Raw genomic sequence first — 25,692 nt, forward strand, 5'->3', positions numbered from 1 at the left:
CATAGATTTATTTAAGTTAAAGAATTAAGTCTAACCTAAGAATATTCCCTTAGTCTACATTAAATTTACCGTTATTTAAAGACCACTTAGTTATGGGGTGTAATATGAGTTTTGAGCAATTATTGTGTCTATTTTTCTTGGAGCGAAATCACAGACCTGCAACTAGACGCTCTTATCAAAATGTAATAGTACAGATTATTAAATTTTATCCAAACAAGGAACCAGAACAATTATCTAAATTTGACTTGTTAGAATGGCGAAAACACTGTCTAGGTAAAATGACTCCAATTACTTGGAATAGCTATGTTAGACACCTTAAAGCCATTTTTAATTATGCTATAGATAATGAGTTATTTGAGTATCCTAAAAATTTATTTAAAGGTCTTATGGTAAGACCTGATAAACCAAAGAAAAAGCTATTAACTGAGAGGCAGATTCATTTTTTAGAAATCTCTTTAGAAAATGAAGAAAAATTACCACATTATTTGCAACCAGCTTATTTTACCAAGGCCTTAATCTACACTTTGAGATATACTGCTATTAGGCAATCTCAACTCTTACAGCTAAAAATCTCTGATATAGATATGACAAGTAAAATTATAAATATAAGAGCTGAAACAAATAAAAATCATGAACACCATGAAATTCCAATTTCAGATAAATTATACCCATATTTAAAAAGATTAATATTAGAATTAAGAGCTAGAAGTGTTACTTCTGATGAGCAATTGTTTAATATTAATCGTTTTTCACTAGTCACTACATCAAGAAATAAGAATATGACAGAAGGGCAACTAGTTCATTTTTTTCGCCATATTTCCAAATTTATAGGATTTAGAGTAACATCACATCGCTTTCGACATACTACAGCGACAGAGGTTTTAAAGCAATCTGGAGATATCTATGCAGTAAAGCAATTACTTGGGCATAAAGATCTTACTGTAACGTTAACATATATTCATAATGATCCTGAAATGCTAAGAAAACATGTAAATTCCTTATAGTTAAAATTGAATTTTTCTCTAAATAAAATAGTTAAAAGATTCACCTATAAATCTCTATATTTTTATAGCTTTGTAAATATTGATGTTCTAAAGTATTCTATATTTTTACATAAATCTTATATACTAAAACGATTTAATAGCTATTTTACATACATTCTCATTTATTTTCTTCATATTAAATGCTTTTTCCCTATAAAAAACTAGAAAGAATTAATTTCATTTTTTAAATGCTAATATAGCATGAATTATATTACTTTTTATGATATGGGATAGTTATGCTAGTAGCTCAACAGATTAAACATAAAATTCAACATTTTGAGAATAGTGTTGTATTTTCCTCTAGAGATTTTTTAGAGTTAGGTATCCAAATGTGTGTATGACTTAATTTACTAAATAATTGTGCAAGTTCATTCCCTTCAAAAGAGCTACGAATCCCCTGACTTTTACGGAAACTCCACTCAATACAATGCCTACTTAGATGTTTCCAAAAAAAAGTGCCTATTTCCTAAACCAAAACGTTCTTACATTCACTTGGAAAGGCGAAGATTGAAGTAGTTTTCTAACCCCTTTTTCTCAACATATCGGTACTTAAAGAATTTTAGAGTTTGAATGAGATTAGATTTTAATTGAGAGGAATTAATCATAGTATATCCTTCATAGTAGATTAAATATATATTTTAAGAAAATGATAAAATAGTTTCATTAATTTATCATTTTTTCACTTCTAAAAAATTGCTCTAATAATCTAAAAGTTATAAGGAAGTTAAATAATGATAAAGATTCTAAGAACACTTATAAAAAAAACAAAATCAGTAGCAACAAACACATCAATGGAACAATTATCTATAGGATGGTACGAGCCTTTATCTGCTAATAAATTACTCTCGTCTCCTTTACGTCAACAGTATCTAAAAACTATTTGGCAGAACGTATCTATGGAGCCACAAATGTTCAATGTTTTGTATAAGACTCCTATAGAAAAATATGCTGAAATAGTTCAGCTTCTTCCAGCATCAGAATCTCATCATCACTCTCATATAGGCGGAATGCTTGATCACGGGCTTGAAGTAATATCTATTGCAACTAAACTAAGACAAAGCTACATTTTACCTCAGAACTCAGCTCCCGAGGAACAAGCGAAACAAAGAGACGTATGGACTGCAGTTGTAATTTATGCTGCATTATTACACGATATAGGCAAAATTGCTGTAGATATTGAGATTATTCTACAAAATGGTGCAAGGTGGTTTCCTTGGCAAGGTAAGCCTGCACAACCATATAATTTCCGATATATTAAAAATAGAGACTATTCATTACACTCTATATTAGGCAGCTTCTTTGCAAATAATCTTATCCCTAAAGAAGCGTTTGACTGGGTTGCTCCTTTTCCACAAGCTTTTTCGAGTTTAATGTATTTCATTTCTGGACACCCTGATAAGTCAGGAGTTCTATCAGAAATTATACAAAGAGCAGATCAAATTAGCGTTACCATGGCATTGGGCGGTGATCCATCGAAATTATCTGAAAAAACGAAATTATCTTTTGCGAAACAACTACACATAGCATTAAGAAATGTAGTGGAAAAATTTAAGCTTAATTCACCTAAAGGGGGCTGTGATGGATGGCTAACAGAGGATGGTTTATGGCTAATGAGCAAAAGTACAGCTGATAATATTCGTTCATATTTAATGTTACAAGGAGTATCAGTTCCAGCTCAAAATGGAAAAATATTTGATGAATTACAAACTCATAGATTGATTCAAAAAACAGATAATGCTACTGCCATTTGGAATGGTAGAGTTATATCTAATGCTGGATGGGCTCCACCAAAACCTTTTACTTTGTTAAAAGTTTCTCCAGAAATTATTTGGGATAACTTAGATGATAGGCCCGAAGTATTTGATGGTCGAATTGATATTGTTAATGAAAAAGGTGAAGTCACAACTGCCACAGCTCTTAAGTTTGAACCAACCGAAACCCTAGAAACTGAAACATCAGAGTTAGTCGTCCAAAATGAAGAACAAGAACAGTTCATAACCACAACAAAGACTGTATCAAATGACTTAGTATTAAGTGGCGAAAATTTTCATAAATCAAATGAATCTATGGAAATAGATTATGTACTTGATATGTTTTCTCCAGTTACTGAGAGAGTTCTACAGGATTCCAATATTTATGAGCCTGCTTTCAATGAAACTGTAAATATTACTCAAGAAAACAGTACACAAATTACTACCTCAGAACAAAAATACTTAGGCGATGTCGCTCAACTTACTCAAGATAGTCCTAAAATTTACAATGAACACAGCATAGATGCTCAGAAGTTCATACAGTGGGTTAAGGCAGGGGTTCTTTCTGGAAGACTGGTCATCAATAGACCAAATGCTAAATTACATATTGTAGAAAAGCATATATTTCTTGTTACTCCAAGTATATTTCAGCTATATTTAAAGGAAGTAGCTAATTCTACAGATAAAAAATCTTGGGAGTTACTACAAAAGCAATTCCAAAATTTAGGCGTACATAAACGTCAGCATACAAGTGACGATAGCAGAAATATTTGGACTTGTTCTATTGTTGGTCCTAATAAACAATCATTTTTAAATGGATATCTGATTGAAGATGTGAAATTGTTTATTGGAGATAAGATATTGTTAAATAATCAGTGGTTAAAATTACAAGGAGATTTACAATGACCTTCCATCAATTGTTAGAAAATTTTTTTGTACAAAAAATTACGTCCTTATACTGAATTGGGATATCGCAAGATATTCAACCTACTAGAAAAAACCTACCCAGGGGTGAATCCAAACGATGTCACAATAGAGTTTGTCATTAACTGGAGAAATAAGGTTTTACAAACAGCCAAACCAATAACTTGGAATGGGTATGCAAGGCATCTGAGAAGTGTTTATAATTTTGGTATAGAAAATGGATTTTTATCTCTAGAAAAGAATCCATTTTCCAAAGTGTTTATTACTGAGGATAGGGTTAAAAAGAAAACATTAACTGATGACCAAGTTATCCGTATTATCGACTTTTTATCCAATAGTAGAGAGCTTCCTGAAATATTACAACCTAACTGGTTTAGCTTAGCACTGATCCAAACATTAAGATATACAGGTATGAGGCGAAGTCAGCTTATTCAGCTTACAATAGGGGATATTGATTTAGATAATAAGATCATAAAGATTTCATCTCATATCAATAAAAATCATAATTACCATGAAATCCCGATTTCGAGAAAACTGTTACCTTATTTAAATAGGCTTATTTTTGAATTGCGTCAAAGAAATGCAACACAAGCAGATCAATTATTTAACCTAAATCTCGTATCATCTCATACAAGAAGTAGGCATAAAAAAACAACTAGGGATCAAATTAGTCATTTAACTAAAGTCATTTCAAAAAATGTTGGTTTCCCTATTTCTAGCCATCGTTTCAGGCATACAATAGCAACCAAACTAATGAAAAATGTAGACAATGTATACAATGTTAAACAGTTATTAGGGCATAGTGACATAAAAGTAACATTAAGCTATATAGAATATAATTGTGAAATGATCCGAAATTGTGTAGATTCTCTATAAAAATGTGATCTTCTGTAAATTTTACACAAAAATCTATTTCTAGACTTTACAAGAAAACAGAAAGAAGTAGAATAAATCCTGCTCTTCATACTGTTGTTGGGAGCAGGATTTATTCCTTTATTCTTTGAGTTTTTTGTGCAAAGACGATGATTACACAGCGGATTCAAAATCCGCCGCCCATAAAGCGTGTCGGTTCGAGTCCGACCACTGGCACCACATTTTAATCCCTTGTCGAAAGACAGGGGATTTTTTATTATAAACAAATAATATCCTTCGGGCACTTAATAAGAATAAGTGCCTTCAGAATCGTTTTACAAATAGTGAAAAGATTAGATTAACTATTCGCAATAATCACTGCACGTTTTGGAGCAGGATAGCCTTCTAGGGTTTTTGAATGATCTTGTGGGTCTAAGAAATCAATTAATGACTCATTCTCAAGCCACTCTGTTTTACGTTGCTCATCTAATGTCGTGACAGCTTCATCTACACAGCGAATATTTTTAAAGCCTACTTTTTCTAACCAATTAATCAATGCTGGCACGGAAGGAATAAAGTAAACATTTTTCATTTTTGCATAACGATCGGCTGGAACAAGCACATCATTCACGTCACCATCAATCACTAATGTTTCTAACACCAACTCTCCCCCTTTGACTAACTGATTTTTCAGCTGAGAAAGGTGATCTAGTGGCGATTTACGGTGATAAAGTACTCCCATTGAAAATACTGTATCAAATGCGTGCAGTGGTTGCATCTGCTCAATTCCCAAAGGAATTAAATTCGCTCTACGGTCATTATTAAGTAGCTTACGTACTGCTTCAAACTGACACAAAAACAGCTCTGTTGGGTCAATTCCCACTACCATTTTTGCTCCTTCCCCCACCATACGCCACATATGATAACCACTACCACAGCCTACATCTAAAATAATACGATCTTTTAAAGGCGAAAGATGTGGCAACACTCTGTCCCATTTAAAGTCTGATCGCCATTCACAATCAATATGAATACCATGTAAATGGTAAGGGCCTTTTCGCCAAGGCATCAACTGCTTTAAGTGGTGAACTAAACGTTGTGTTTCTCCTACACTTAACGGCTGTGTAGAAATTGATTCAACTTTATTGGATAAATTTAATGTTGCAGACAAATTTGGTAAATGTTCAATGGTTTTAACCCATTTAGCATAATCGCCATGTGTCTGTTTTTCCCATTGTTTGAGTTGTAAAGGTAAGGTATCTAGCCAGTCTGAAAGACGACTAGTCGCAATTTGCTGATAAAAAGGACGAAAATCAATCATATTATAAAAAATAAAGAATAAACTTATACGATTTTAAAGGAAATTTGTGATGAGATCAAAAAAGCCTAAGCAGTCCTGCTTAGGCAAAAGGTATTATGAATAAAATGTTTAATATTATCTGATTGTTTGTCGAGATGACTCACGACAAACTTATCCATTCTAAAAAAAATAAATCAAGCATAAAAATCAAGAACTTAAAAAGTTTTATTTACATTTAGTTTATTTTTAAGCCAATTTAGTAATAAATAAATCATAATAGACGTAATAATAGGAGATAAATTAATCATATTATGAAAAATAAGAAATAAATGTATGGAAGTTTAAATTAAATTGAGGATTTAAATGAGAAAGAAAAATGCCTAAACATCCTGCTTAGGCAAAAAGTTTTTGAATAAAATTTTTAATTAAGTAATTTGACTGTTTTCCATGATTACGATGAAAAACTTCCAGATTCTAAAAAAAAAAAAAATAAATCAAGAAAAAATTATATTAATTCACATTTTTTTAATTTTGATGTTGATCGCGAATTAACCCTTCTTGTTGATAACTTGCGACCAAATTGCCTGCTAGGTCAAAAACCTGCCCTCTTGCAAGCCCTCTAGATCCCGATGCATTTGGCGTATCTAATTGAAAACGAGTCCAATCACTTAAATCCACATCACGATGAAACCAAATACTATGGTCCAACGTTGCAACTTTTAATCCCTGTTGAAGAAATCCTCGTTCATGTGGCTGTAGCATAGTGAGGATACAATGAAAATCGGTAAAATACGCTAGCAAACATTGTTGCAAGCGATTATCCTTTGGTACAAGACCGTTAGTTTTTGCCCATACTAACTGCTCTGAGGGTAATTTTTCACCCTTAAAAGGGTTATTAGCATATTTTAAACGCACATCAAATGCTCGCTCTTTTTGAAATTTTTCTTTCATCGGCGAAGGCAACATCATTGCGAGAGATGAAATTAACGCATTTTCTGAAACTAATGAATCTGGTCGCTCCGCAACAGGAGAGTGAACCTGATACTCAAATCCTTTCTCTTTAACCTGAAAAGAAGCCATTACTCGACAAATAATTTCATTGTGCTGTTTTGCATTAATTGATACCACCGTAAAACTATTGCCCTCTCGTAGTATCTCTGTTTCATAAATAATAGGGTAATGAACATCTCCTGCACGTAAAAAATAGCAATGGCAGGAATGTAGATGACGGCTTTCATCAACCACATTCATACTTGCCGATAGTGCCTGAGCAACGACTTGTCCGCCAAATACTTGCGGTAAGCCATCATCTTCACATTCTCCACGAAATAAATTATCGTCTAAATGCTCTAAAGTTAGGAGTTGAATTAATCGATTTAATGCTTGTGACATGATGCTTCCTCTTTCAATGATTTTATGTCAGTGTAAAAGAAAGATAGACAAAAGGAAAGACAACAACAAGCGGTCGGATATGTTAAATTTTTTGCAAATAGGTGTAACCAAAAGGGTGAGAGCACTTCCAGCCAACTCTCGGCACACAGACATTTCAATTTTGGCTGCTTTCTTCCGAACCTGACCAAGTAAACCGAACGCTATTGCGAGAAACCAGAAGTGCTCTCATAGGATTACACAGATTGTGTAAGGGTTCTAATTATAGTGTGGCTGTTCTCGTAATACAAGCAAAAAACAATGTAAGCGGGTTGATCGTCTTAAAAAGATGCTATTAAAACACTCCCCCTCTAAAGCTAGCAAGCGTAGCGAGTATTGGGTGGAGCAAATTCGCCAGAATTTGCAGAGGGAGGGCTTCGCAAAGTTTTTCAAAAATCTAACCGCTTGTAGTCCTTTTTTATCTCCGAAAGCCCTCTCTCTGCTCAAAATAGCCTTACGCTATTTTGAGCTGTCTCTCTCCCGCAAGCGGGAGAGAGTAATGTATTTCAAAACGTTGAAGTACCATTCCCCTCGTCCGCTTGTGGGAGAGGGATTATCGTAAAATGTTGAAGTAAAATCCCCTCGCCCGCTTGCGGGAGAGGGTGGAGCAAATTCTCCAGAATTTGCGGAGGGAGAGGGTTTCGCAAAGTTTTTCTGAAATCTGACCGCTTGTAGTCCTTTTTTTATCTCCGAAAGCCCTCTCTCTGCTTAAAATAGCCTTCGCTATTTTGAGCTGTCTCTCTCCCGCAAGCGGGAGAGAGGGAAATTTTCAATTACACTTTCCACAAAAACAAAAACCAGCAACCGAAGTTGCTGGTCTTTATCAGCTTAATAAGCTATGGTTTGATTACCAGAATACGCGTAAACCTACAGTAACACCGCTATTAGTAGTTTTGTCACCACCTTTAACTTTAGCTGTTGTAATTGCACCTTCTAAGTAAGTTAACACATTTTTATGTAATTGGTAGTCTGTACCTAACATGAAACGATCATAGTTAGTTGTTTCAGTTGAAGTAGTTTTAACTTTTTGTTGACCGTGACCGTAGTTACCATAGATAGATACTGCTGGAGTCACTTGATATTTCGCACCTACGCGGAATCCTAAGTGGCGAATATCTTCATTTTTTGGACGGTTTTTAGTATAATCGCCAGCTACATCGAAACCTGCAGTTAATTGATTAATACCATATTTGAAACCTACTGCCCATGCATCTTTATAATGACGACCATTTGCTTCAGTTACATAGTTATCACGTGTGTAACCTGCTGCTACCGTTGCAGATTGACCTTCTGCTGGAGCAAATGAATATACTACACCTGCACCATAACCATTTTTAGTTTTACCTTTAGCAATATCGGTAAAGTTACCATCTTTATCTTTATTATATTCAGTACCGAAGTTATAGTTCACACCAACTTGTAAACCATCAATGCCTTTGTAGTCATAACGAACAACAGAGTTACCCGCTGTTGTTAAGTTGTTATCAAATGCACCATATACATAGTCGAAACCAACTTGTGCAATATCATCTGCGATAGTAATTTGACGACCGAATGTTAATTCACCATATTGTTTGCTACCTAAACCCACATAAGCACGTTTAGTATTTAAATCACCAAATTTATCTGATGTTTTTACATTACTATCGAAACGAAATTCTAAACGACCTAATGCGTAGAAATCTTCAGCAATTTGGTGTTTAGCACGTACACCAAAACGTGAACCATCATTACCTAAACCTGTGTGACCAGCTTGTGATTTCTCGCCTGATACTTTAGTCCAGTTTTTATCTAATTTTAAACGAAGAGAACCATCAAAATCGATTTTTGAACCTTCATTCTCATACACAGTTACCGCTGATGCTGAAGCTGCGAATGCTGTTACTGCTAATGCTACTAGTGTTTTTTTCATAATGTTCACCTTAAATATTTTTAGTTTAGCTAAAATTACTCTCGTTAAGGTAAAAGAGTAATTCTCCGTATCTGACATTTACATCCGTAATGTAAGTTTGGGTAAATGCTGATTGCGGGCGAATAATGGCAAATTTGGATGATCGTGTCAATATATTCTTTTTATGGTTTTAAATATAACTTTTTCATTTAAAATCATACAGTTATATAAAACAACACTTCAAAGAGAGTATTTTTCCTTGCTTTTTTTGAGCATTACTCCACATTGAAAAATAGCGTAACTATTTGATTATAAAGACAAATCATGTATTTAAAATAGTTCAATTTTTATTTTAAAAATTTATGTGAACTAATTCACAATTTTACAATTTAATTGAGCCTAAGCCGTTTTTTTATACAAAAATTTAAGATTAGTAATCCTTTAATGCTTAATTTATAATAAGAAAAAAGAAAAAGAGATGAAAAATGACAAGATTTACCGAACAGATACAACAAAAACTGGCGCCCTTTTTAGCCTTTTCAGAGCAAAATATCAACATTTCACACCCTTGTTTTTCTTTCAATCAAGGTCGTGTAGTGCAATTTATTCAAGAAATTTTAGCAACCAGTCAGCAAATTGAAACGCAAAGGGATAGTCATTTACTTGCATTTCAAACTCAACGACTTGTCGAGCAATTTGACAGCTTACAAAAAGCCATTGAAACCCAAATCACACATAAACAAAATATCAAGACATTTCGCTCAAGCTATCGCTTTCCGAAAAATATTCATCGTCTTCCTTATGAAAAGCGATTGGAAGAATATCAAAAGGCGTTAAGAGCTTTAAATGATAAAATTTCGTGGTTGATTGAACAAAGCCAGCAAGCCAGTGATGTAGATCGCCCTTACTATCTTGCACAAATTGAAGAAACAGAATATCGAAAAAAGAAATGTCTTGATGCAATTGAAGATTTGATTACCCAAAATTGCAAAAATTAGACAAGATCAGACCGCTTGTAAGCCTTTTTGTTGTTTTTGCTCTCCCCTTCTTTTTCTAAAAAACGCACTGATTTTTTGGCTACATTCCGTAGCCATTACGCCACCTCGAATATGCAAAAAATGGTTCATTTTATAGTCTTCAAAAAAGTGAAAACGGGAGCCGACAGCACCTGTTTTATAATCAGACGCTCCAAAGACTAAACGCCCAATACGACTATGCAAAATCGCACCGGCACACATGGTGCAAGGCTCTAAGGTGACATAAAGCGTTGTATCTAATAAACGATAATTTTGCAATTGCTCTCCTGCCATTCGGATTGCTTGAATTTCTGCGTGAGCAGTTGGATCAGATAAGATAATGGAACGATTCCACCCTTCCCCTATAATATTGCCCATTTTATCGACTAACACAGCCCCAACGGGAATTTCCCCTTCCGCTTCGGCTTTATCTGCAAGGGATAAGGCGTATTGCATAAAGTGAAAATCTTGTTCGGTTAAGGTTAAATCGCAATGGGATTGGGTGGGTTGAATGAACATAATTGAATTAAGATGGTAGGGACGCCACGCTTGGCGTCCGTGAACATAAACCGAACTTTGTCTTTGTAAAGGACGCCAAGCGTGGCGTCCCTACAATAACGTTATTTGTTTGAGGTTTGTCAATACTTCAGATTATCGACGACCACGGTCGTTAAAACGTTTTTCTTTAAATCCACCTTCTTTACGGTCTTTAAAGCCACGTTCTTCACGACGACCATCTCTGCCACCACGTCCGCCGCGTTCGTTACGATCGCCTCGACCTTTTCCTCTACCGCCTTTATCTTCATAAGGTGTTGCATTAGTTGCACTACCTGCTGAACCTAAAAGTGACATCTGCATCGGTTTGCTTAATACACGTGCCTTATGGGCAAAGTGTTCAACTAAATGTTTCGGCATACCTTGCGGTAATTCAATGGTCGAATATGTGTCATGAAGTTTGATATGGCCAATATAACGGCTGTTAATATCGCCCTCGTTAGCAATTGCTCCGACAATGTGACGTACTTCAACGCCATCTTCACGACCAAGTTCAATACGATAGAGATCCATTGCAACACCGTTATTATCACGATGTTCACGACCGCCACGACGTTCAGCAGAACGTGGATTTTCACGGCCTTTTCCACGTTCACCGCGTGCTGGGCGAATTTCAGGATCTGGCGGAAGAATGAGTTTTTGTTTTTCTTGAAGTATCATCATCATTGCTGCCGCTAACTCTTCGTGATCTTGGTCTGCCGTGAATAAATCTTCTAATAATTCACGATAAAGCTCTAAATCGTGATGTTCTAATTGTAATGAAATGCGTGCTTTAAATTTCTCACGGCGTTTTTCCATTAAAATTTCGTGATTTGGTACTGGCACTTCATCAATTGGCTTTTTGATTAAATGTTCAATATTTTTTAATAAACGGCGTTCGCGCGGTTCTACAAATAATAATGCACGACCTGAACGCCCAGCGCGACCAGTACGACCGATACGGTGAACATAAGACTCTGCGTCAAGTGGAATGTCGTAGTTTACGACTAGGCTGATACGTTCAATATCAATACCACGCGCAGCAACATCTGTTGCGACAATCACATCTAAACGGCCTGATTTTAATTTGTCCAATGCTTGCTCACGCGCTTGTTGGGTCATATCGCCGTTTAATGCGGCAGCACGATAGCCATTACGTTCACAGAGTTCAGCAATATCAATGGTGCCCGTTTTAGTACGTGTAAAGATAATCGCCGCATCAAATTCTTCCACTTCTAAGAAACGCAATAACGCATCATTTTTACGGAAGCCGTTCACTAACCAGTAGCTTTGTGCAATATCTGGTGCAGAACGTTGGGTTGCTTGAATTTTAACTTCTTGCGGATCTTTCATAAAACGCTTGGTAATACGGCGAATTGGCTCTGGCATCGTTGCTGAGAAAAGTGCCGTTTGGTGATCTTCAGGCAGTTCCGCCATGACCGTTTCCACATCTTCGATAAAGCCCATACGTAACATTTCGTCCGCTTCATCTAGTACAATCGCTTTCAACATAGAAAGATCTAAGGTGCCACGACGAATATGGTCAAGAATACGCCCAGGGGTTCCCACCACAACTTGCGCACCGTTTTTTAATGCACGAATTTGAATATCGTAACGCTGACCGCCGTAAATCGTGACCGTGCGAATGCCTTTCATATTTTTGCTAAATTGCTCACAAGCATCAGCCACTTGAATGGCTAATTCACGGGTTGGCGCCATGACTAACATTTGAGGATGGCGTTGTTCTGGATCGATTTGGGCTAATAAAGGTAAAGAGAATGCCGCTGTTTTACCACTCCCCGTTTGTGCCATACCCAGTACATCACGACCATTTAAAAGATGTGGGATACAAGCTTGCTGAATTGGAGATGGAGTTACATAGCCCATTTCAGTGACAGCGTTAAGGATAGATTGTGGTAAGCCTAAGTCGGCAAAAGTTAAAGTTGTTTCAGTCATAAAATTCCAAAATAGAATGGAAGTTCACTTTACTCTCCCACGTTTACGGGGGAGAGACAGCTCAAAATAGCATAAGGCTATTTTGAGCAGAGAGAGGGTGATGCCCTCTCCCTCCGCAAATCTTACAGATTTGCTCCTCCCTCTCCCGTAAACGGGAGAGGGGAAGTGAACATAGAATAAAAATTATATTGTTGAGCTTTTTAGGTAAGAAAAATAAATAGAAAGCAAATCAATGCCTTATATAACTTGTCACACAGTGTAAGCGGTGAGATTTGCAAAAAATTTTACAAATCATACCGCTTGAGTCGTCCTAATTTTTCCCAACAACAACGGGATCTGTTTGTGTTTGTTTCGCTCTTAATTGAGCTAATTCAAACAACGCAAAACGATACTCAACAAAGTTATACACCTGATTTGCAATTGCGAGACGGAAGAAACTCACAGCTTCCGCAACTTGATTCATTTTGAGTGTTTGTTTTGCAAGATAAAAATAAGTTTCGGTTAAAATTTCTGCATAAGTGGCAGTATTTGCTTCAGCTTGTGCATTCATTTTTAAACGAAGTTGTTCAAGAGTAAATTCTCCTAAGAAGTAAGAAACAATGTTTGTTCCCCAAAAATCTTTCGATAAGCTTTTTGAGCGTTCGACTAATTTTTGTTTAGCATCTATAGAATCAATTTCTAACTCATTGAAATATAACCATAAAGCGCGATAAGGATCTGTCTTATCTGCTTCATAGAATTTTTGAAGATCACGCTCTGCTTCAGAATAACGACCACTATAATAGAACGCTAAGCCACGATTTAAACGAGTATAGTCATAATTAGGGTCTAATTCTAATACGGCATTAAACGCATCGATTGCGCTATCGTAATCATCTTCAAGCAACAAATATAAACCTAAATAGTTATAAGCTGCTGCCATTTTAGGATTATATTCTACAGCCTGTGTAAAGTCATAGCGAGCTAAAGACCAAAGTCCTAAGCTATCATAAATTACGCCTCTTTCAAAGAGTAATTCTGCTCGTTCTGCCTGACTTAATTTTGCTTCTTGTAATACCTGAGTTAAACGAACAACCATCACCTCTTGTTCAAAACGAAGCTGTGGGTTTAACTCTGCAAGAGGCAATTTTTCTGGCGCAATAATATCAGAGGCACGATTAACACACCCCGTCAAAAAGAGTAATGCAAGAAAATTAAGTAAGTAAAAACGAAAATTAAACAACTTAATACGTTGCTGCATTTAATAAAACCTTAGGTGAAATTTTGATTTGAGATAAAAATATCTAGCGAAAATTAAATTGCGTCATATTGAGGGGTACAGCGTCTGTACCCCGAATGAAATTATTCCGCAAGTTCTTGAATTTCTTCAACAACTTCTGATGTTGAAGATTCACCATTTAACTCTTTCATAGTTAAACGGATACGACCTTGACGGTCGATTTCTACCACTTTCACTTGGACTTCTTGGCCTACAGATAAGTAGTCTGCCACACGTTCTACACGAGCGTCAGTGATTTGAGAAATATGCACTAAGCCTTCTTTTCCACCAAGGATAGATACGAATGCACCGAAATCAACTACACGAGTGACTTTACCTTTGTAAATCGCATTGACTTCGACTTCTGCAACGATCTCTTCGATACGTTCCATCACACGTTTTGCTGCATTGTTGTCTGTTGCTGCAATTTTCACGGTACCGTCATCATCAATGTCAATTGATGTGCCAGTTTCTTCAGTTAATGCACGAATTGTCGCACCGCCTTTACCGATCACATCTTTGATTTTCTTCGGATCGATCTTCATGGTATGAATACGAGGCGCGAAGTCAGAAATTTCAGCACGAGGTGCTGGGATCGCTTGTTCCATCACGCCTAAAATGTGCATACGTGCACCTTTTGCTTGATTTAATGCGATACGCATAATTTCAGGGGTAATCCCTTCAATTTTGATGTCCATTTGTAATGCAGTCACACCTTCACGGGTACCCGCTACTTTAAAGTCCATATCGCCTAAGTGGTCTTCATCACCTAAGATGTCTGAAAGTACCACAAATTTCTCTTCTTCTTTTACTAAGCCCATTGCGATACCAGCAACAGCCGCTTTGATTGGCACACCAGCGTCCATTAACGCAAGAGAAGCACCACACACAGAAGCCATTGAAGAAGAACCGTTTGATTCGGTAATTTCAGAAACCACACGCACAACATACGGGAACTCTTCCGCGCTTGGCATGACAGCTAACACACCACGTTTCGCTAAACGACCGTGACCAATTTCACGACGTTTCGGCGAACCGATACGACCTGTTTCGCCTACTGAATATGGAGGGAAGTTGTAGTGGAATAAGAAGCGATCTGATTTTTCGCCTGTTAATTCATCAATGATTTGTGCATCACGCTCTGTACCTAATGTTGCAACTGCTAATGCCTGTGTTTCACCACGGGTAAACAACGCTGAACCGTGCGTACGTGGTAAAACGCCTGTGCAAATGTCTAATGCACGAACGGTATCAACGGTACGACCATCAATACGTGGTTCACCTGCGATAATACGACTACGTACGATTTGGCTTTCTAATGCAGTGATGATGTCAATGATTTTGCCTTCAGATACGGTTTCATCTTCAGCAGTTAATGTTGAGATAACCTCTGCTTTGATTGCGTCAATTTGTTCGTAACGTGCTTGTTTTTCAGTAATACGGTAAGCGTCGCCAATACGTGCTTCTGCTAACGCTTTAACTTTATTGATTAAGTCTGTATTTGGTTCCGGAGCAACCCAATCCCAACGTGGTTTGCCCGCTTCTTTCACGAATTCTTTGATGTTTTCAATCACCACTTGTTGCTGTTCGTGACCAAACACCACCGCAGCTAACATCTGTTCTTCAGTTAAAATATCTGCTTCAGATTCAACCATTAATACCGCTTTGTCTGTACCTGCAACCACTAAATCTAAACGGCTTAAACGTTGCTCAGACATTGTTGGGTTTAGGACGAATTGGTTATCAATGAAACCAACACGAGCCGCACCGATTGGACCGTTGAAAGGCACACCAGATAAAGATAATGCAGCTGAAGCACCGATCATCGCTACTAAATCTGGGCTGATTTGTGGGTTAACAGAAACCACTGTTGCAATCACTTGAATTTCGTTGAAGAAACCTTCAGGGAAAAGTGGACGAACTGGACGGTCAATTAAACGAGCGATTAAGGTTTCGCCTTCAGACGGGCGGCCTTCACGTTTAAAGAAACCACCAGGGATTCGACCTGCTGCGTAAGTACGCTCTTGATAATCTACAGTTAATGGGAAGAAGTCTTGACCTTCTTTCACGTCTTTTTTTGCTACTACTGTTACGAAAACAGTGGTGTCGTCCATGCTTGCCATCACAGCAGCTGTCGCTTGACGAGCGATTGCGCCTGTTTCTAATGTTACGGTATGTTGACCGTATTTAAATTGTTTGACGATTGGAGTCATTGTTATGTTCCTTTGAATTTTTTGGAATGGTTTATTGTTGGTTTTATTTCCTAAAAATTGCGACTAGCAAAAGTAATCTTATCTTCCATCAAGATTACTTTTGATAGCCGCCTTATTAAATGCGAAGAAATAAAACTTGACTATTATACAGAGATTTTCTGAAAAATCGCCTGTTATTTCGGAATTTGTAAGAAATTTACGCAAAGTGACCGCTTGTAAAAATTAAATATCGACTATCTCCCTAGAAAACATGCTGACACTTTTTACCTATAACAAACACAAACAAAAACATTTACATTTCTTTAAAAATTAGTTATTTATATGGTTGTCATTTCGACATTTTCTGAATATTTTACTTGCAAAAAGGAATAATTTATGCAGAACACAGAACACACTATTTGGACTAAAAGTAAAAGCCTTGTCAATCTTTCTGCGCTAAGTTGCGCCATTTTCGTTGCTATCAATGGCAATGCACTTGCGGCTAAAGTACCTGAAGGCGTTGTCCTTGCTGATAAACAAGAAGTACGTATTCAAACCACTGCTGAAGCGGCTACGCTTGATCCACAAAAAATGGAAGGCACAGGGGAAAGTTTATTAGCCCGCCAGCTTCTTGAAGGATTGGTCAATACAGATGAACAAGATCATCTTGTACCCGGTGTCGCAGAACGTTGGGAATATGGTCCTGAAAATAAATCATTGACCTTCTATTTACGTAAAGATGCTAAGTGGTCAAATGGCGATCCTGTTACCGCCCATGACTTTGTCTATGCTTGGCAACGTTTAGTCGATCCGAAAACCGCTTCGCCTTATGCGACCTACTTAGAATTTATGAAAATGGAAAATGTAGCGGATATTGTGGCGGGCAAAAAATCACCAGACACCTTAGGGGTAAAAGCGGTTGATGAGCATACTTTATTGCTCACCTTAACCGCTCCAGTGCCTTATGCAGCAGATTTAACTCAACATGCATCACTCTACCCTGTTCATCGTGCAACCGTTGAAAAACATGGCGATAACTGGATTCGCCCTGAAAATTTCGTTGGTAACGGCGCATATAAAATTGCTGAACGGGTTCTTAATGAAAAAATTGCCTTTGAACGTAGCCCGACTTACTGGAACGATAAAGAAACCGTGGTTAATAAAGTCACCTTCTATGTATTAAATGAGAGTTCAGGTATTGCACGTTTCCGTTCAGGTGATTTAGATATTGCGAATATTCCGTCAACACTCTATAAAGATGCGAAATTCCGTAAAGAATATGATCCGCAAATTCATAAATCACGCAAACTCGGTACATTCACTTATGAGATGAACTTAGCTAAAGCACCGTTTGATGACATTCGTGTGCGTAAAGCCTTAGATCTTGCGATTGAACGTGAAGTGATTACGGATAAAGTGCTTGGTTTCGGTCAAACGCCAACTTTTACCTTTACACCACATTACATTGGCGCAGGTGAAAAAATCAAACAGCCTGAATATGCAAGCTGGACGCAAGCCCAACGTAATGAAGAAGCAAAAAAATTACTCGCTGAAGCAGGTTATAGCAAAGCTAATCCGCTCAAAACTGAGTTGCTTTATAACACAAACGAAGGCTTAAAAAATATTGCGGTAGCTGCCACCTCTATGTGGAAGAAAAACTTAGATGGAATGACAGACATCACGCTGAAAAATATGGAATGGAAAACGTTCTTAGATACCAAAGCTCAGAAAAATTACACCTTAGCTTTCAGTGCATGGATGGCAGACTATAATGATGCGAGTACGTTCTTAACCTACTATCTCTCAAACAGTGACCAAAATAAAATTGGTTTCAAAAGTGAGAAATTTGATCAGTTAATCAATGAGTCTTACTATGCGAAAGATGAAGCTGAACGTGCGGAAATCTATGCCAAAGCAGAAGCGGAATTAAATAGTCATCATCCGTTTGTCGCAATTTATCACTATGCGGGATTATTTATTAAAAATCCGAAAGTAAAAGGCTATGAAGGTAAAAGCCCGCAAGGGACTTACTACATTAAAGATTTTTATGTCGAAAAATAGCGCTGGACACTGATAAACACAATTAAGACAGATCAACAAGCGGTCGGATTTTGTAAAAAATTTACAAGATCCGACCACTTGTCTACTATACCTATAAACGACTAAATCGGTGTTGCCGTATGCTTTAACACTTCAAGCAACTCACTGATATTCTGTTTACCCTGTGTTTTAAGCCACTGGCGAGCAGCTTCAACACCTTCGGCTTTATAGGCTTCCGCACCGCCAGCCCAAGTTGCACGTCCGCACAGTACGCCGTTAAACTGGCTACCTGCTTGGTGAGCAAATTCAAGGGTTTGTTGGAACAGTTTGGCTGACACCCCTGCACTTAGGAAAATAAACGGTAGATCCGTTGCTTCGCTTTGCTCTTTAAAGAATGCTGCGGCTTCCGCTTGGCTGTAAAGCACTTCACCGTCAGTAAAGCCTTCCACATAACTCATTACCACAGGTACTTCTACTTTCAAGACATCTACCCCAAAACGTTTATCCGCAAAGAACTTCATCGCTTCGATCACTTTGCGTGGTTTCACTTTGGCGTTATAGACTTTATCTTCGTTTGAACCGTCGTAGGTCAAAATTTCTAAGAACAGCGGAATTTGTTCTGCATTACACTCAGAAGCAACACGTTCAACAAAGGCAGCTTTGCGATCGTTAATTTCGTGCGGTTCATCAATGTCAAAATAGATCAACAATTTAACCGCTTCCGCCCCTTTTTCTTTTAAGCGATAGACAGACACATCATCAATCAAATCAGGGAAACGACCCACAGCGGTTTTATCGTAGCCTGTTTTTTCGTATGCCATAATTAATCCGCAATTTGCATCACGTTTCTCTGAAGCCGCCCAGCCAAATTCAGGATCAAGCAAGATCGACGACGCATAAGGGGTTAATTCTTGAGAAATCAACGTTTTAAATTCGCTGACCTGTTGTGCGGTAATATCATCGCCCATCATTCGACGTAATGCACCACGTTGGTCAATCGCAAGAGCAGCAATAATGCCCTCTTTGGTACAAAGTTTTTTCATTAAATCTTGTTTAGACATACTGCTACTCCTATTCATCATCGCCTAACGCTAAGTTTTTAAGTTGTTGAGCCACATCGTGAATTTGCTCTTTGGCATTTTCCAGCAAGCCGTCCGTGCCTTCTTCACTCACATAGCTAATCACCATCGGTAAATTCATTCCGCTATATAGTCCTGATAATTTTGGCAAGTAACGCATTGCCACATTACACGGCGTACCGCCCATAATGTCGCAAAAAACCACAATCTCACCGCTTGCATTCGCCAGTGCTTGCTCAAATTTCACTTGGAAATCTTCACTGCCTTCGTGTGGATATAAGCAGACGGTTTGAGCATTGTCGATTTTGCCTAAAATCATTTCGGCAGTATCCAGTAAGCCTTCCGCAAACTCTCCGTGACTGATTAAAATTAAGCTCATAGTTGCTCCTTTTGGTAGTTTTGAATTTTTTATTCCCCCCTTTGAAAAAGGGGGGCTAGGGGGGATTTTAAGATAGTGCGATTAACTGTTTAGATCTTTAAATCCCCCTCAATCCCCCTTTTTCAAAGGGGGAAGTTTGACGATATTTTTTTGGTTGTCCTTATAAATTCTTCGTATTCAACTCTTTATAAATCGGCTTATCGCTAAATGTTAAGGTATCGATCTTCACTCCTTCCGTTTCAAAGACGATAATCTCATTTTCACCTTTATGCAGTAACGGGGCTGGTAGATAGAGATAACAAGTCGGGCCTTCATTCCAGTAACGCCCTAAGTTCTCACCATTTACCACAATCACCCCCTTGCCGAATGCACGGGTATCAATAAAGGTATCTTGCGGTTCTTGGTCTAGGTGTAACTTAAATTGATAGAACGACGGAGCTTGACTATCTTTTTCGCCATCAAAATCAATCTCTTCCAAGCGGTCAAAATCAATCGCATACTGTTGCCAGCCTGTGTGGAAATGCAGATCAAGCACCGCCCCTGCACCGATCCCTTTATGTTGTGTCGGTGCAAGCAACTTACCGCCGTAATTAACCCGTCCCATATTTTCCACTAACAGATCAAGTTGAAACTCACCATTGGGTGTCTGTAACATCACTTCATTGCCGATCTCGTGTTGGTACTGGGTGGCGACTTTTTGTTTATCGTTGAAAATTTGAATACGATCTCTGCCTTGGTAAATTCTCAGCTTGATCTCACCGCTGTATGCCGTCGGTTTGGCTCGATAAAGCAGGTAGCCGTAGTAATGCCCTAGCTGTTCCATTGTTTGAGTGAATGGACTTTCGTAACATTCACTGATTGTGTCTAAAGTACCAAACAGCGACACTTCATTTTGTACTGCAAGCGGTGGGTAAGCAGTGATGTTTGGCAAAATCGGATCGACAATCGGGCTGGCATCAGGGTACTGCCCTAACACTTTTTGTAGCAGGTAGAATTTCTCTGACGGCTCGCCCCACTCGTGAACAGGGGCATCATAATCATAGCTGGTCACCTGCGGTAAATCGGTATCTAACCGTGCGGAACAGCCGTTCCAAAAGCCAAAATTCGTTCCGCCTTGGAACATATAGAAATTGATACTCGCCCGTTCAAGTAGCTCTTTGGTGCAGTCCGCCAAATCTTGAGCATCACGGCGGATCAGAGGCTCTTTCCAACGGTTAAACCAGCCGTCCCAAAATTCCATACACATCAACGGGTAAGATTTGCCGTGCTTGTCGATATAACGTTGTAACTCATCTAAATTTTCATTAGCACGAGAGCCGAAGTTGCCCGTCGGCAAAATATCATCTTCGATCAACGCTCCAGCTTCTAAGGCGTTCTGCCACGCACCGTCTGACGTGAAAAGCGGTACGTTCACCCCGTGAATTAACATCAACGCCCGAATGGCTCGCAAGTAGTTTTTGTCGTTGCCGAACGAGCCGTATTCGTTTTCAATCTGCATCATTAAGATATTACCGCCTTGGGTGATTTGATAGGGAGCAATGCGTGGAAGCAGTTCTTGGAAATAGCGGTCGATTTCAGCGATAAACAACGGATCGTTTTGGCGTAAGCGGATATTCGGGATATTGAGCAACCACGCAGGCAATCCGCCAAACTCCCATTCCGCACAAATATAGGGTGTTGGGCGAAGAATAACGTACAGCCCTAGATCTTTTGCTGTTTGCAAAAATTTGACTAAATCCGCCCGCTTGCTGAAGTTAAATTGATCAGGCTGTGGTTGATGTAAGTTCCACGGCACATAAGTTTCTACCGTGTTACACCCCATTGCTTTTAGGTTATAGAGTGTTTTATACCAGTATTCCGGTACGATACGGAAATAATGTACTGCACCTGACAGGATTTTGAACGGTTTTCCGTTGAGTAGGAAATCCTTTTCGCCGATTTGGAAAGGCATAGTTACTCCTTAATAATTACTTGCGAAGTTGGATTACTAATCCATTCAATTTTAATTGTTTCTACATTAGCTTGTTGCCCTGAAATTACATCTGCTTGGCTGTCACCAAAATAAATAGCTTGTTCGGAAGTTAATTCAAAATGATCAAGTATTTTTAACAATCCATCTGGGGCTGGTTTTGAATGTTCAATATCATCATCGCTGACAGTTAAATCAAAATAATCGGTTAAGCCTAAAGCCGTTAGAGAGTAGTCAAGGCTACGTCTGCCTTTTCCCGTAAATACCGCAATTTTTTTCCCTTTTTGTTTAAGCTTACTAAGCATTGTGCGAATTTTTTCAGGGCAATCCGCATAAAGTGAATGGTTGGCTTGATAAAGTTGATAGAAAAACTCTACCGCTTGTTGTTTTTGCTCAGGGCTACCTTTTACGACTTTTTCGATAATAGCCTGTTCCGATCCGCCAAAATGTTGTTCAATCTCTAAATTGCTCAGTAATTCACCATTAAATTTTAGAAATGTTTCTCTAAAGCACATAAAAGCTAATGGAAGTGTATCTGCAAGTGTGCCATCAAAATCAAAGATATAAATTGCTTTCATTAGGTTTTACCTCTAGATGTAAAATATTGAATGGATTTGACCGCTTGTTTTAGGACGCCAAGCGTGGCGTCCCTACAGTTCTTGTAGGGGCGGGGTTTATCCCCGCCCGTCCAAATGGGTGGTAACGGGTGGGGATAAACCCCACCCCTACGAATTTTTATTAGCCCTTAGCCAACAATCCAGCCCAAGAGAGCAAGATACAGAGGGCGATGATGATCATAATCGCTTTGTTAGAGTTCATTTTCGGTCTGCCGAGTAACCAGTAGATGAAGAACACGACTAACGCAGGGACTAATCTTGGTAAGATAAGGTCTAAGTTCGCTTGGGCGGAAACGACTTTCTCACCGATAGTGGCGACAAACGGTACTTTGACATTCACCATCGTGGCACACATTACCCCCACAACGAATACCCCAAGCACTGTTGCAGCGTTGGTTAATGCGTTCAAGCGGTGACTTAGGTTGGTCACTAAATTTACCCCTTCACGATAAGCGATTTTGAGTTGTACCCAACGGAATACCATTGTGGCAATCGCTACCGCAACCCATAAGCCGACACCAAGCGGGTTGCCGTTTACTGCCATTGTTGCAGCAATCGCCCCCATAATTGCTGGGACGAGTGAGCCGAATAGGGCATCACCGATAGCGGCAAATGGTCCCATTAAACCTGATTTGATACCTGCAACGGCTTCAAGTGATTTCACCCCTTGTTTTTCTTCAAGTGCCAAGTCGATACCTTTAACAATGGTGTTAAAGAATGGGCTGGTGTTGAAGAATTGGTTGTGCATCACCATCATTTTTTGTAATTCAGGTGTGTTGTCGCCATACATTTTGCGTAGCTGTGGCAACATAATCCATAAATAGCCAGAGCCTTGCATACGTTCGTAGTTCCAACCAACTTGGTTGAAGAATAAGTTACGGATATTGATTTGGCGGAAGTCCGCATCTGTTAATTTGTAGCCTTTTGGATTTCCGACTTGTTGATTAGAGTTCGTCATCTTCAATTTCTCCTTTGTCAGAAGTGGTATTTTGTTTTGCAACTGGGGCTGAGCCACCTTCTACGCTACGTTGGTAAACAATGTAGGCGAATGCAAATCCGATTGCTGCCATTGCAAGCATTGGTACGCTGCTGATTGAGTTGCTTACACCTGTTGATGCACCGACAGCATTGATGTTACCGAAGAGAGTAATGAAGATTGCTGTGAGTGAGAATGCAAGGATTAAGTATGCAATGTGACGTTTTGTCGGTAAGTAACGAAGTAAGATTGCGAAACCTAACGCCGGTAATACGCCACCTGCAAGGGTTAAGCCATCTGCGATAACTTTTAAGAAGCCTGTTTGCATTGCTTCTGCCAGGCTTGCCACAAATGGACCACCAAACACTAACGCTAAGAAGATTGGTAATGCACGAGATAGACCCCAAGCGATTGCACCGCAGAGATAGTTTACTGTGATTGCACTATAAGCGTGGTCTTGGATATTTTTGTCGATACGGTGAGCGAAGAATACGTTAGACATTCTCGCTAAAATATCGGTATAAACCATTAACGCTGCGATTGGAACAGCTAAGGTCGTTAAAGCTAATTGTGGATCCATTCCAGCTGCAACAGAGAATGCTGTTGCGATAACAGTACCCGAGTTTGCATCAATACGAGATGCACCACCGAAAGTACCTACACCTAAAATAGTTAATTGCATTGAACCGCCGATTAACAATCCTGTTGTTAAATCGCCCATAATTAAACCTGTGATAAAGCCTGCAAACACAGGTGAACCAGCACTAGATACAATCGTGATTTCATCTAGGATTTGATAGAACGCATAGAGCGTTATCAAAAGTATTTGCCACCATTCGATCATAATCGTTACTCCTCTATAAAAGTTTCATTAAATCGACTTTTTCTTCATTAGGCACTAACTGAGCGGTGAGCTTCACGCCTTTTTCAGAAAGTTTTCTAAACACTTCCACATCGTCTTCAGTCACGTGTACTGTTTTTCTGATAGGACGTGTTAGATCCGTTTTAGGCATATTCCCTGCATTTACTTCCGGCAGATTTACGCCTGCCTCCACAAGCTGTAAGATCGTTTGTGGGGTTCTTGTCACCAACAAAACACGTTGAGAGTCATAACGCCCTTCGTTAATGTTGGCAGCTGCTTTTTCCACAGGCAACACGCTTAAATTCACCCCTGCTGGGCAAGCCAAGCGTAAGCCTGCTTTATCAATGTCATTATTTGCCGCGACTTCATCGACGACCATAATGCGAGTGATATTGAGATAAGACGTCCATAAGTTTGCCACTTGACCGTGGATTAAACGTCCATCAATGCGTACATTTAAAATTGCCATCTTTTCCTCCTGTATATCAATATGGATAAATCGTTACACCTTGCACCACACGATTAACTTCGCCTGTCGGACAAGGGTTATCCGTGGTGTAGCCAAGATAGAGCGAGCTATAAAATGAATAGAGTTGCCCGATTACTAAGAATGGGAAAATCCGTGCTGCGTCATCTAATTTGTGAATTTCAGCGTGGATCGAGCCGCTTGTATCGCCTAATAACACCACTTCTCTGGCTTTTTTATCTCTGACTAACTCTTGATACAGGTCACGGTCATATTGTGCGGTATAAGGTTGCTGAGATAAGAAGATAAAAATTAGGGTTTCATCTTGAACAAGGGATTTTGGTCCGTGACGGAAGCCCATTGACGACTCAAAGAAGCCAAGGCGTTCACCTGCGGTCAGCTCAAGCAGTTTTAAAGAGGTTTCACGGGCAAGCCCTTGGAAATGTCCACTGCCTAGATAGACGATCCGTTTTAATGGAAGATGGGCTAAACGTTGGATTTCGAGTAGATCCTGTTCTAAAAGTTGTTCTGTTACCGTAACAAAACTTTCTACCCATTCTTCACTAAAGGCATCTGGAGCAAGAGATAACAAGGCTGCAAGCATCATATTGCTTGCACTGGATGTCATCGCAAAGCCTTTATCGTGGGTTGAATCAGGTAATGCTAAGGCGTAAGCGGTCGGATTTTGTGTACATTTTGCAAATAATGCACCATTGACATTATTCGTAATCGCAAGATGATAGGCTTCTTTGACAATGTCATTGACACGCTCCACTGCACCGATACTTTCAGGGCTATTACCAGAACGACCAAATGAAACAAGTAAAGTTGGTTTATCTGCAAAAAGATATTGATAAGGACTTGAAACTAAATCTGTGCTTGCAATAGCTTCGACGACACAACCTAATTTTTCACTGAGAATGGGGGCAACAACATCACCAATAAAAGCCGATGTGCCTGCACCTGTGAAAATAATCCGAAGCTCACCCTTTTTTGCTCGTTCTACAAGTGGTTGAGTAAATGAAACGACATCCGAAGACGTTACAATAGAAAAGGTTTCACGCCAAGTTGCTGGCTGTTGAGCGATTTCTTTTGCTGTCCAAAAAGCGTTCTGTTTTTCTAATGTTTGGTTAGCAATATGGAGAATCATTGCATTTCC

General features: G+C 38.8%; 20 protein-coding genes and 1 other RNA gene. 5 read left to right on the plus strand and 16 right to left on the minus strand.

Annotated elements, in window-relative coordinates; genetic code table 11:
- The first annotated feature begins 104 nt into the window (after window positions 1-104).
- The 3 genes from EXH44_RS00965 to EXH44_RS00975 all read left to right on the plus strand — a co-directional run bounded on the left by EXH44_RS00965 (window position 105) and on the right by EXH44_RS00975 (window position 4,594).
- Window positions 105-1,004: a tyrosine-type recombinase/integrase gene (locus EXH44_RS00965; RefSeq protein WP_021112548.1), complete on the plus strand. Its 900-nt coding sequence runs from the start codon at window positions 105-107 to the stop codon at window positions 1,002-1,004.
- Window positions 1,005-1,774: 770 nt separating this feature from the next.
- The gene (mobH, locus tag EXH44_RS00970) at window positions 1,775-3,700 is read left to right on the plus strand and encodes a MobH family relaxase (protein ID WP_021112557.1); all 1,926 of its coding nucleotides are present in this window, start codon (window positions 1,775-1,777) and stop codon (window positions 3,698-3,700) included.
- A 27-nt stretch (window positions 3,701-3,727) separates the two neighbouring features.
- A complete protein-coding gene (locus tag EXH44_RS00975) occupies window positions 3,728-4,594 on the plus strand; it encodes a tyrosine-type recombinase/integrase (protein ID WP_021112578.1) in 867 nt (288 codons plus the stop codon).
- A gap of 334 nt (window positions 4,595-4,928) precedes the next feature.
- Here EXH44_RS00975 and cmoB read toward each other — a convergent pair whose 3' ends face one another.
- The 4 genes from cmoB to EXH44_RS00995 all read right to left on the minus strand — a co-directional run bounded on the left by cmoB (window position 4,929) and on the right by EXH44_RS00995 (window position 9,210).
- On the minus strand, window positions 4,929-5,891 hold the full coding sequence (gene cmoB, locus EXH44_RS00980) for a tRNA 5-methoxyuridine(34)/uridine 5-oxyacetic acid(34) synthase CmoB (protein WP_162855882.1): 963 nt from the start codon (window positions 5,889-5,891) through the stop codon (window positions 4,929-4,931).
- 504 nt (window positions 5,892-6,395) lie between these two features.
- A complete protein-coding gene (locus EXH44_RS00985) occupies window positions 6,396-7,262 on the minus strand; it encodes an acyl-CoA thioesterase (protein WP_162855883.1) in 867 nt (288 codons plus the stop codon).
- A gap of 122 nt (window positions 7,263-7,384) precedes the next feature.
- Window positions 7,385-7,482: signal recognition particle sRNA small type (gene ffs / locus EXH44_RS00990), an RNA gene on the minus strand.
- A 663-nt stretch (window positions 7,483-8,145) separates the two neighbouring features.
- A complete protein-coding gene (locus EXH44_RS00995; RefSeq protein WP_162855884.1) occupies window positions 8,146-9,210 on the minus strand; it encodes a porin in 1,065 nt (354 codons plus the stop codon).
- Window positions 9,211-9,674: 464 nt separating this feature from the next.
- Here EXH44_RS00995 and priC point away from each other — a divergent pair, with 464 nt between their 5' ends.
- Window positions 9,675-10,187, plus strand: a complete 513-nt coding sequence (gene priC / locus EXH44_RS01000) for a primosomal replication protein PriC (protein WP_162855885.1) — start codon at window positions 9,675-9,677, stop codon at window positions 10,185-10,187.
- Between the two features lie 6 nt (window positions 10,188-10,193).
- Here the strand turns inward: priC and tadA are convergent, their stop codons facing one another.
- From tadA to pnp, 4 genes are all read right to left on the minus strand, one after another.
- Window positions 10,194-10,724 (minus strand): tRNA adenosine(34) deaminase TadA, encoded by a 531-nt coding sequence (gene tadA, locus EXH44_RS01005; protein ID WP_162855886.1) that lies wholly within the window; start codon window positions 10,722-10,724, stop codon window positions 10,194-10,196.
- Between the two features lie 132 nt (window positions 10,725-10,856).
- Window positions 10,857-12,695, minus strand: a complete 1,839-nt coding sequence (locus tag EXH44_RS01010; RefSeq protein WP_162855887.1) for a DEAD/DEAH box helicase — start codon at window positions 12,693-12,695, stop codon at window positions 10,857-10,859.
- Window positions 12,696-13,005: 310 nt separating this feature from the next.
- Entirely contained in the window at window positions 13,006-13,935 is a 930-nt protein-coding gene (gene nlpI, locus EXH44_RS01015; protein WP_162855888.1) for a lipoprotein NlpI, read from the minus strand.
- A gap of 101 nt (window positions 13,936-14,036) precedes the next feature.
- Window positions 14,037-16,166, minus strand: a complete 2,130-nt coding sequence (gene pnp / locus EXH44_RS01020; RefSeq protein WP_162855889.1) for a polyribonucleotide nucleotidyltransferase — start codon at window positions 16,164-16,166, stop codon at window positions 14,037-14,039.
- Window positions 16,167-16,541: 375 nt separating this feature from the next.
- On the opposite strand from pnp, the gene EXH44_RS01025 reads away from it, so the two are divergent.
- The gene (locus EXH44_RS01025) at window positions 16,542-18,206 is read left to right on the plus strand and encodes an ABC transporter substrate-binding protein (protein ID WP_162855890.1); all 1,665 of its coding nucleotides are present in this window, start codon (window positions 16,542-16,544) and stop codon (window positions 18,204-18,206) included.
- 101 nt (window positions 18,207-18,307) lie between these two features.
- Here the strand turns inward: EXH44_RS01025 and lacD are convergent, their stop codons facing one another.
- The 8 genes from lacD to EXH44_RS01065 all read right to left on the minus strand — a co-directional run bounded on the left by lacD (window position 18,308) and on the right by EXH44_RS01065 (window position 25,683).
- Window positions 18,308-19,246: a tagatose-bisphosphate aldolase gene (lacD, locus tag EXH44_RS01030; protein ID WP_162855891.1), complete on the minus strand. Its 939-nt coding sequence runs from the start codon at window positions 19,244-19,246 to the stop codon at window positions 18,308-18,310.
- A gap of 10 nt (window positions 19,247-19,256) precedes the next feature.
- Window positions 19,257-19,643, minus strand: coding sequence for a PTS sugar transporter subunit IIA (locus tag EXH44_RS01035; RefSeq protein ID WP_021110571.1), 387 nt, complete (start codon window positions 19,641-19,643; stop codon window positions 19,257-19,259).
- Window positions 19,644-19,803: 160 nt separating this feature from the next.
- Entirely contained in the window at window positions 19,804-21,594 is a 1,791-nt protein-coding gene (locus EXH44_RS01040) for a glycoside hydrolase family 35 protein (protein WP_162855892.1), read from the minus strand.
- A 2-nt stretch (window positions 21,595-21,596) separates the two neighbouring features.
- A complete protein-coding gene (locus EXH44_RS01045; RefSeq protein ID WP_162855893.1) occupies window positions 21,597-22,190 on the minus strand; it encodes an HAD family hydrolase in 594 nt (197 codons plus the stop codon).
- Window positions 22,191-22,350: 160 nt separating this feature from the next.
- On the minus strand, window positions 22,351-23,187 hold the full coding sequence (locus EXH44_RS01050) for a PTS system mannose/fructose/sorbose family transporter subunit IID (RefSeq protein WP_005713835.1): 837 nt from the start codon (window positions 23,185-23,187) through the stop codon (window positions 22,351-22,353).
- Entirely contained in the window at window positions 23,174-24,049 is an 876-nt protein-coding gene (locus EXH44_RS01055) for a PTS mannose/fructose/sorbose/N-acetylgalactosamine transporter subunit IIC (protein WP_012621601.1), read from the minus strand. Before EXH44_RS01055 ends, EXH44_RS01050 begins: the two co-directional genes overlap by 14 nt.
- Window positions 24,050-24,062: 13 nt before the next feature.
- Window positions 24,063-24,536, minus strand: a complete 474-nt coding sequence (locus EXH44_RS01060; protein ID WP_016528132.1) for a PTS sugar transporter subunit IIB — start codon at window positions 24,534-24,536, stop codon at window positions 24,063-24,065.
- 16 nt (window positions 24,537-24,552) lie between these two features.
- Window positions 24,553-25,683, minus strand: coding sequence for an SIS domain-containing protein (locus EXH44_RS01065; RefSeq protein WP_162855894.1), 1,131 nt, complete (start codon window positions 25,681-25,683; stop codon window positions 24,553-24,555).
- Window positions 25,684-25,692 lie beyond the last annotated feature (9 nt).

It is taken from the genome of Actinobacillus indolicus, from assembly GCF_004519515.1.
In the GTDB taxonomy this organism is placed as follows: domain Bacteria; phylum Pseudomonadota; class Gammaproteobacteria; order Enterobacterales; family Pasteurellaceae; genus Glaesserella; species Glaesserella indolica_A.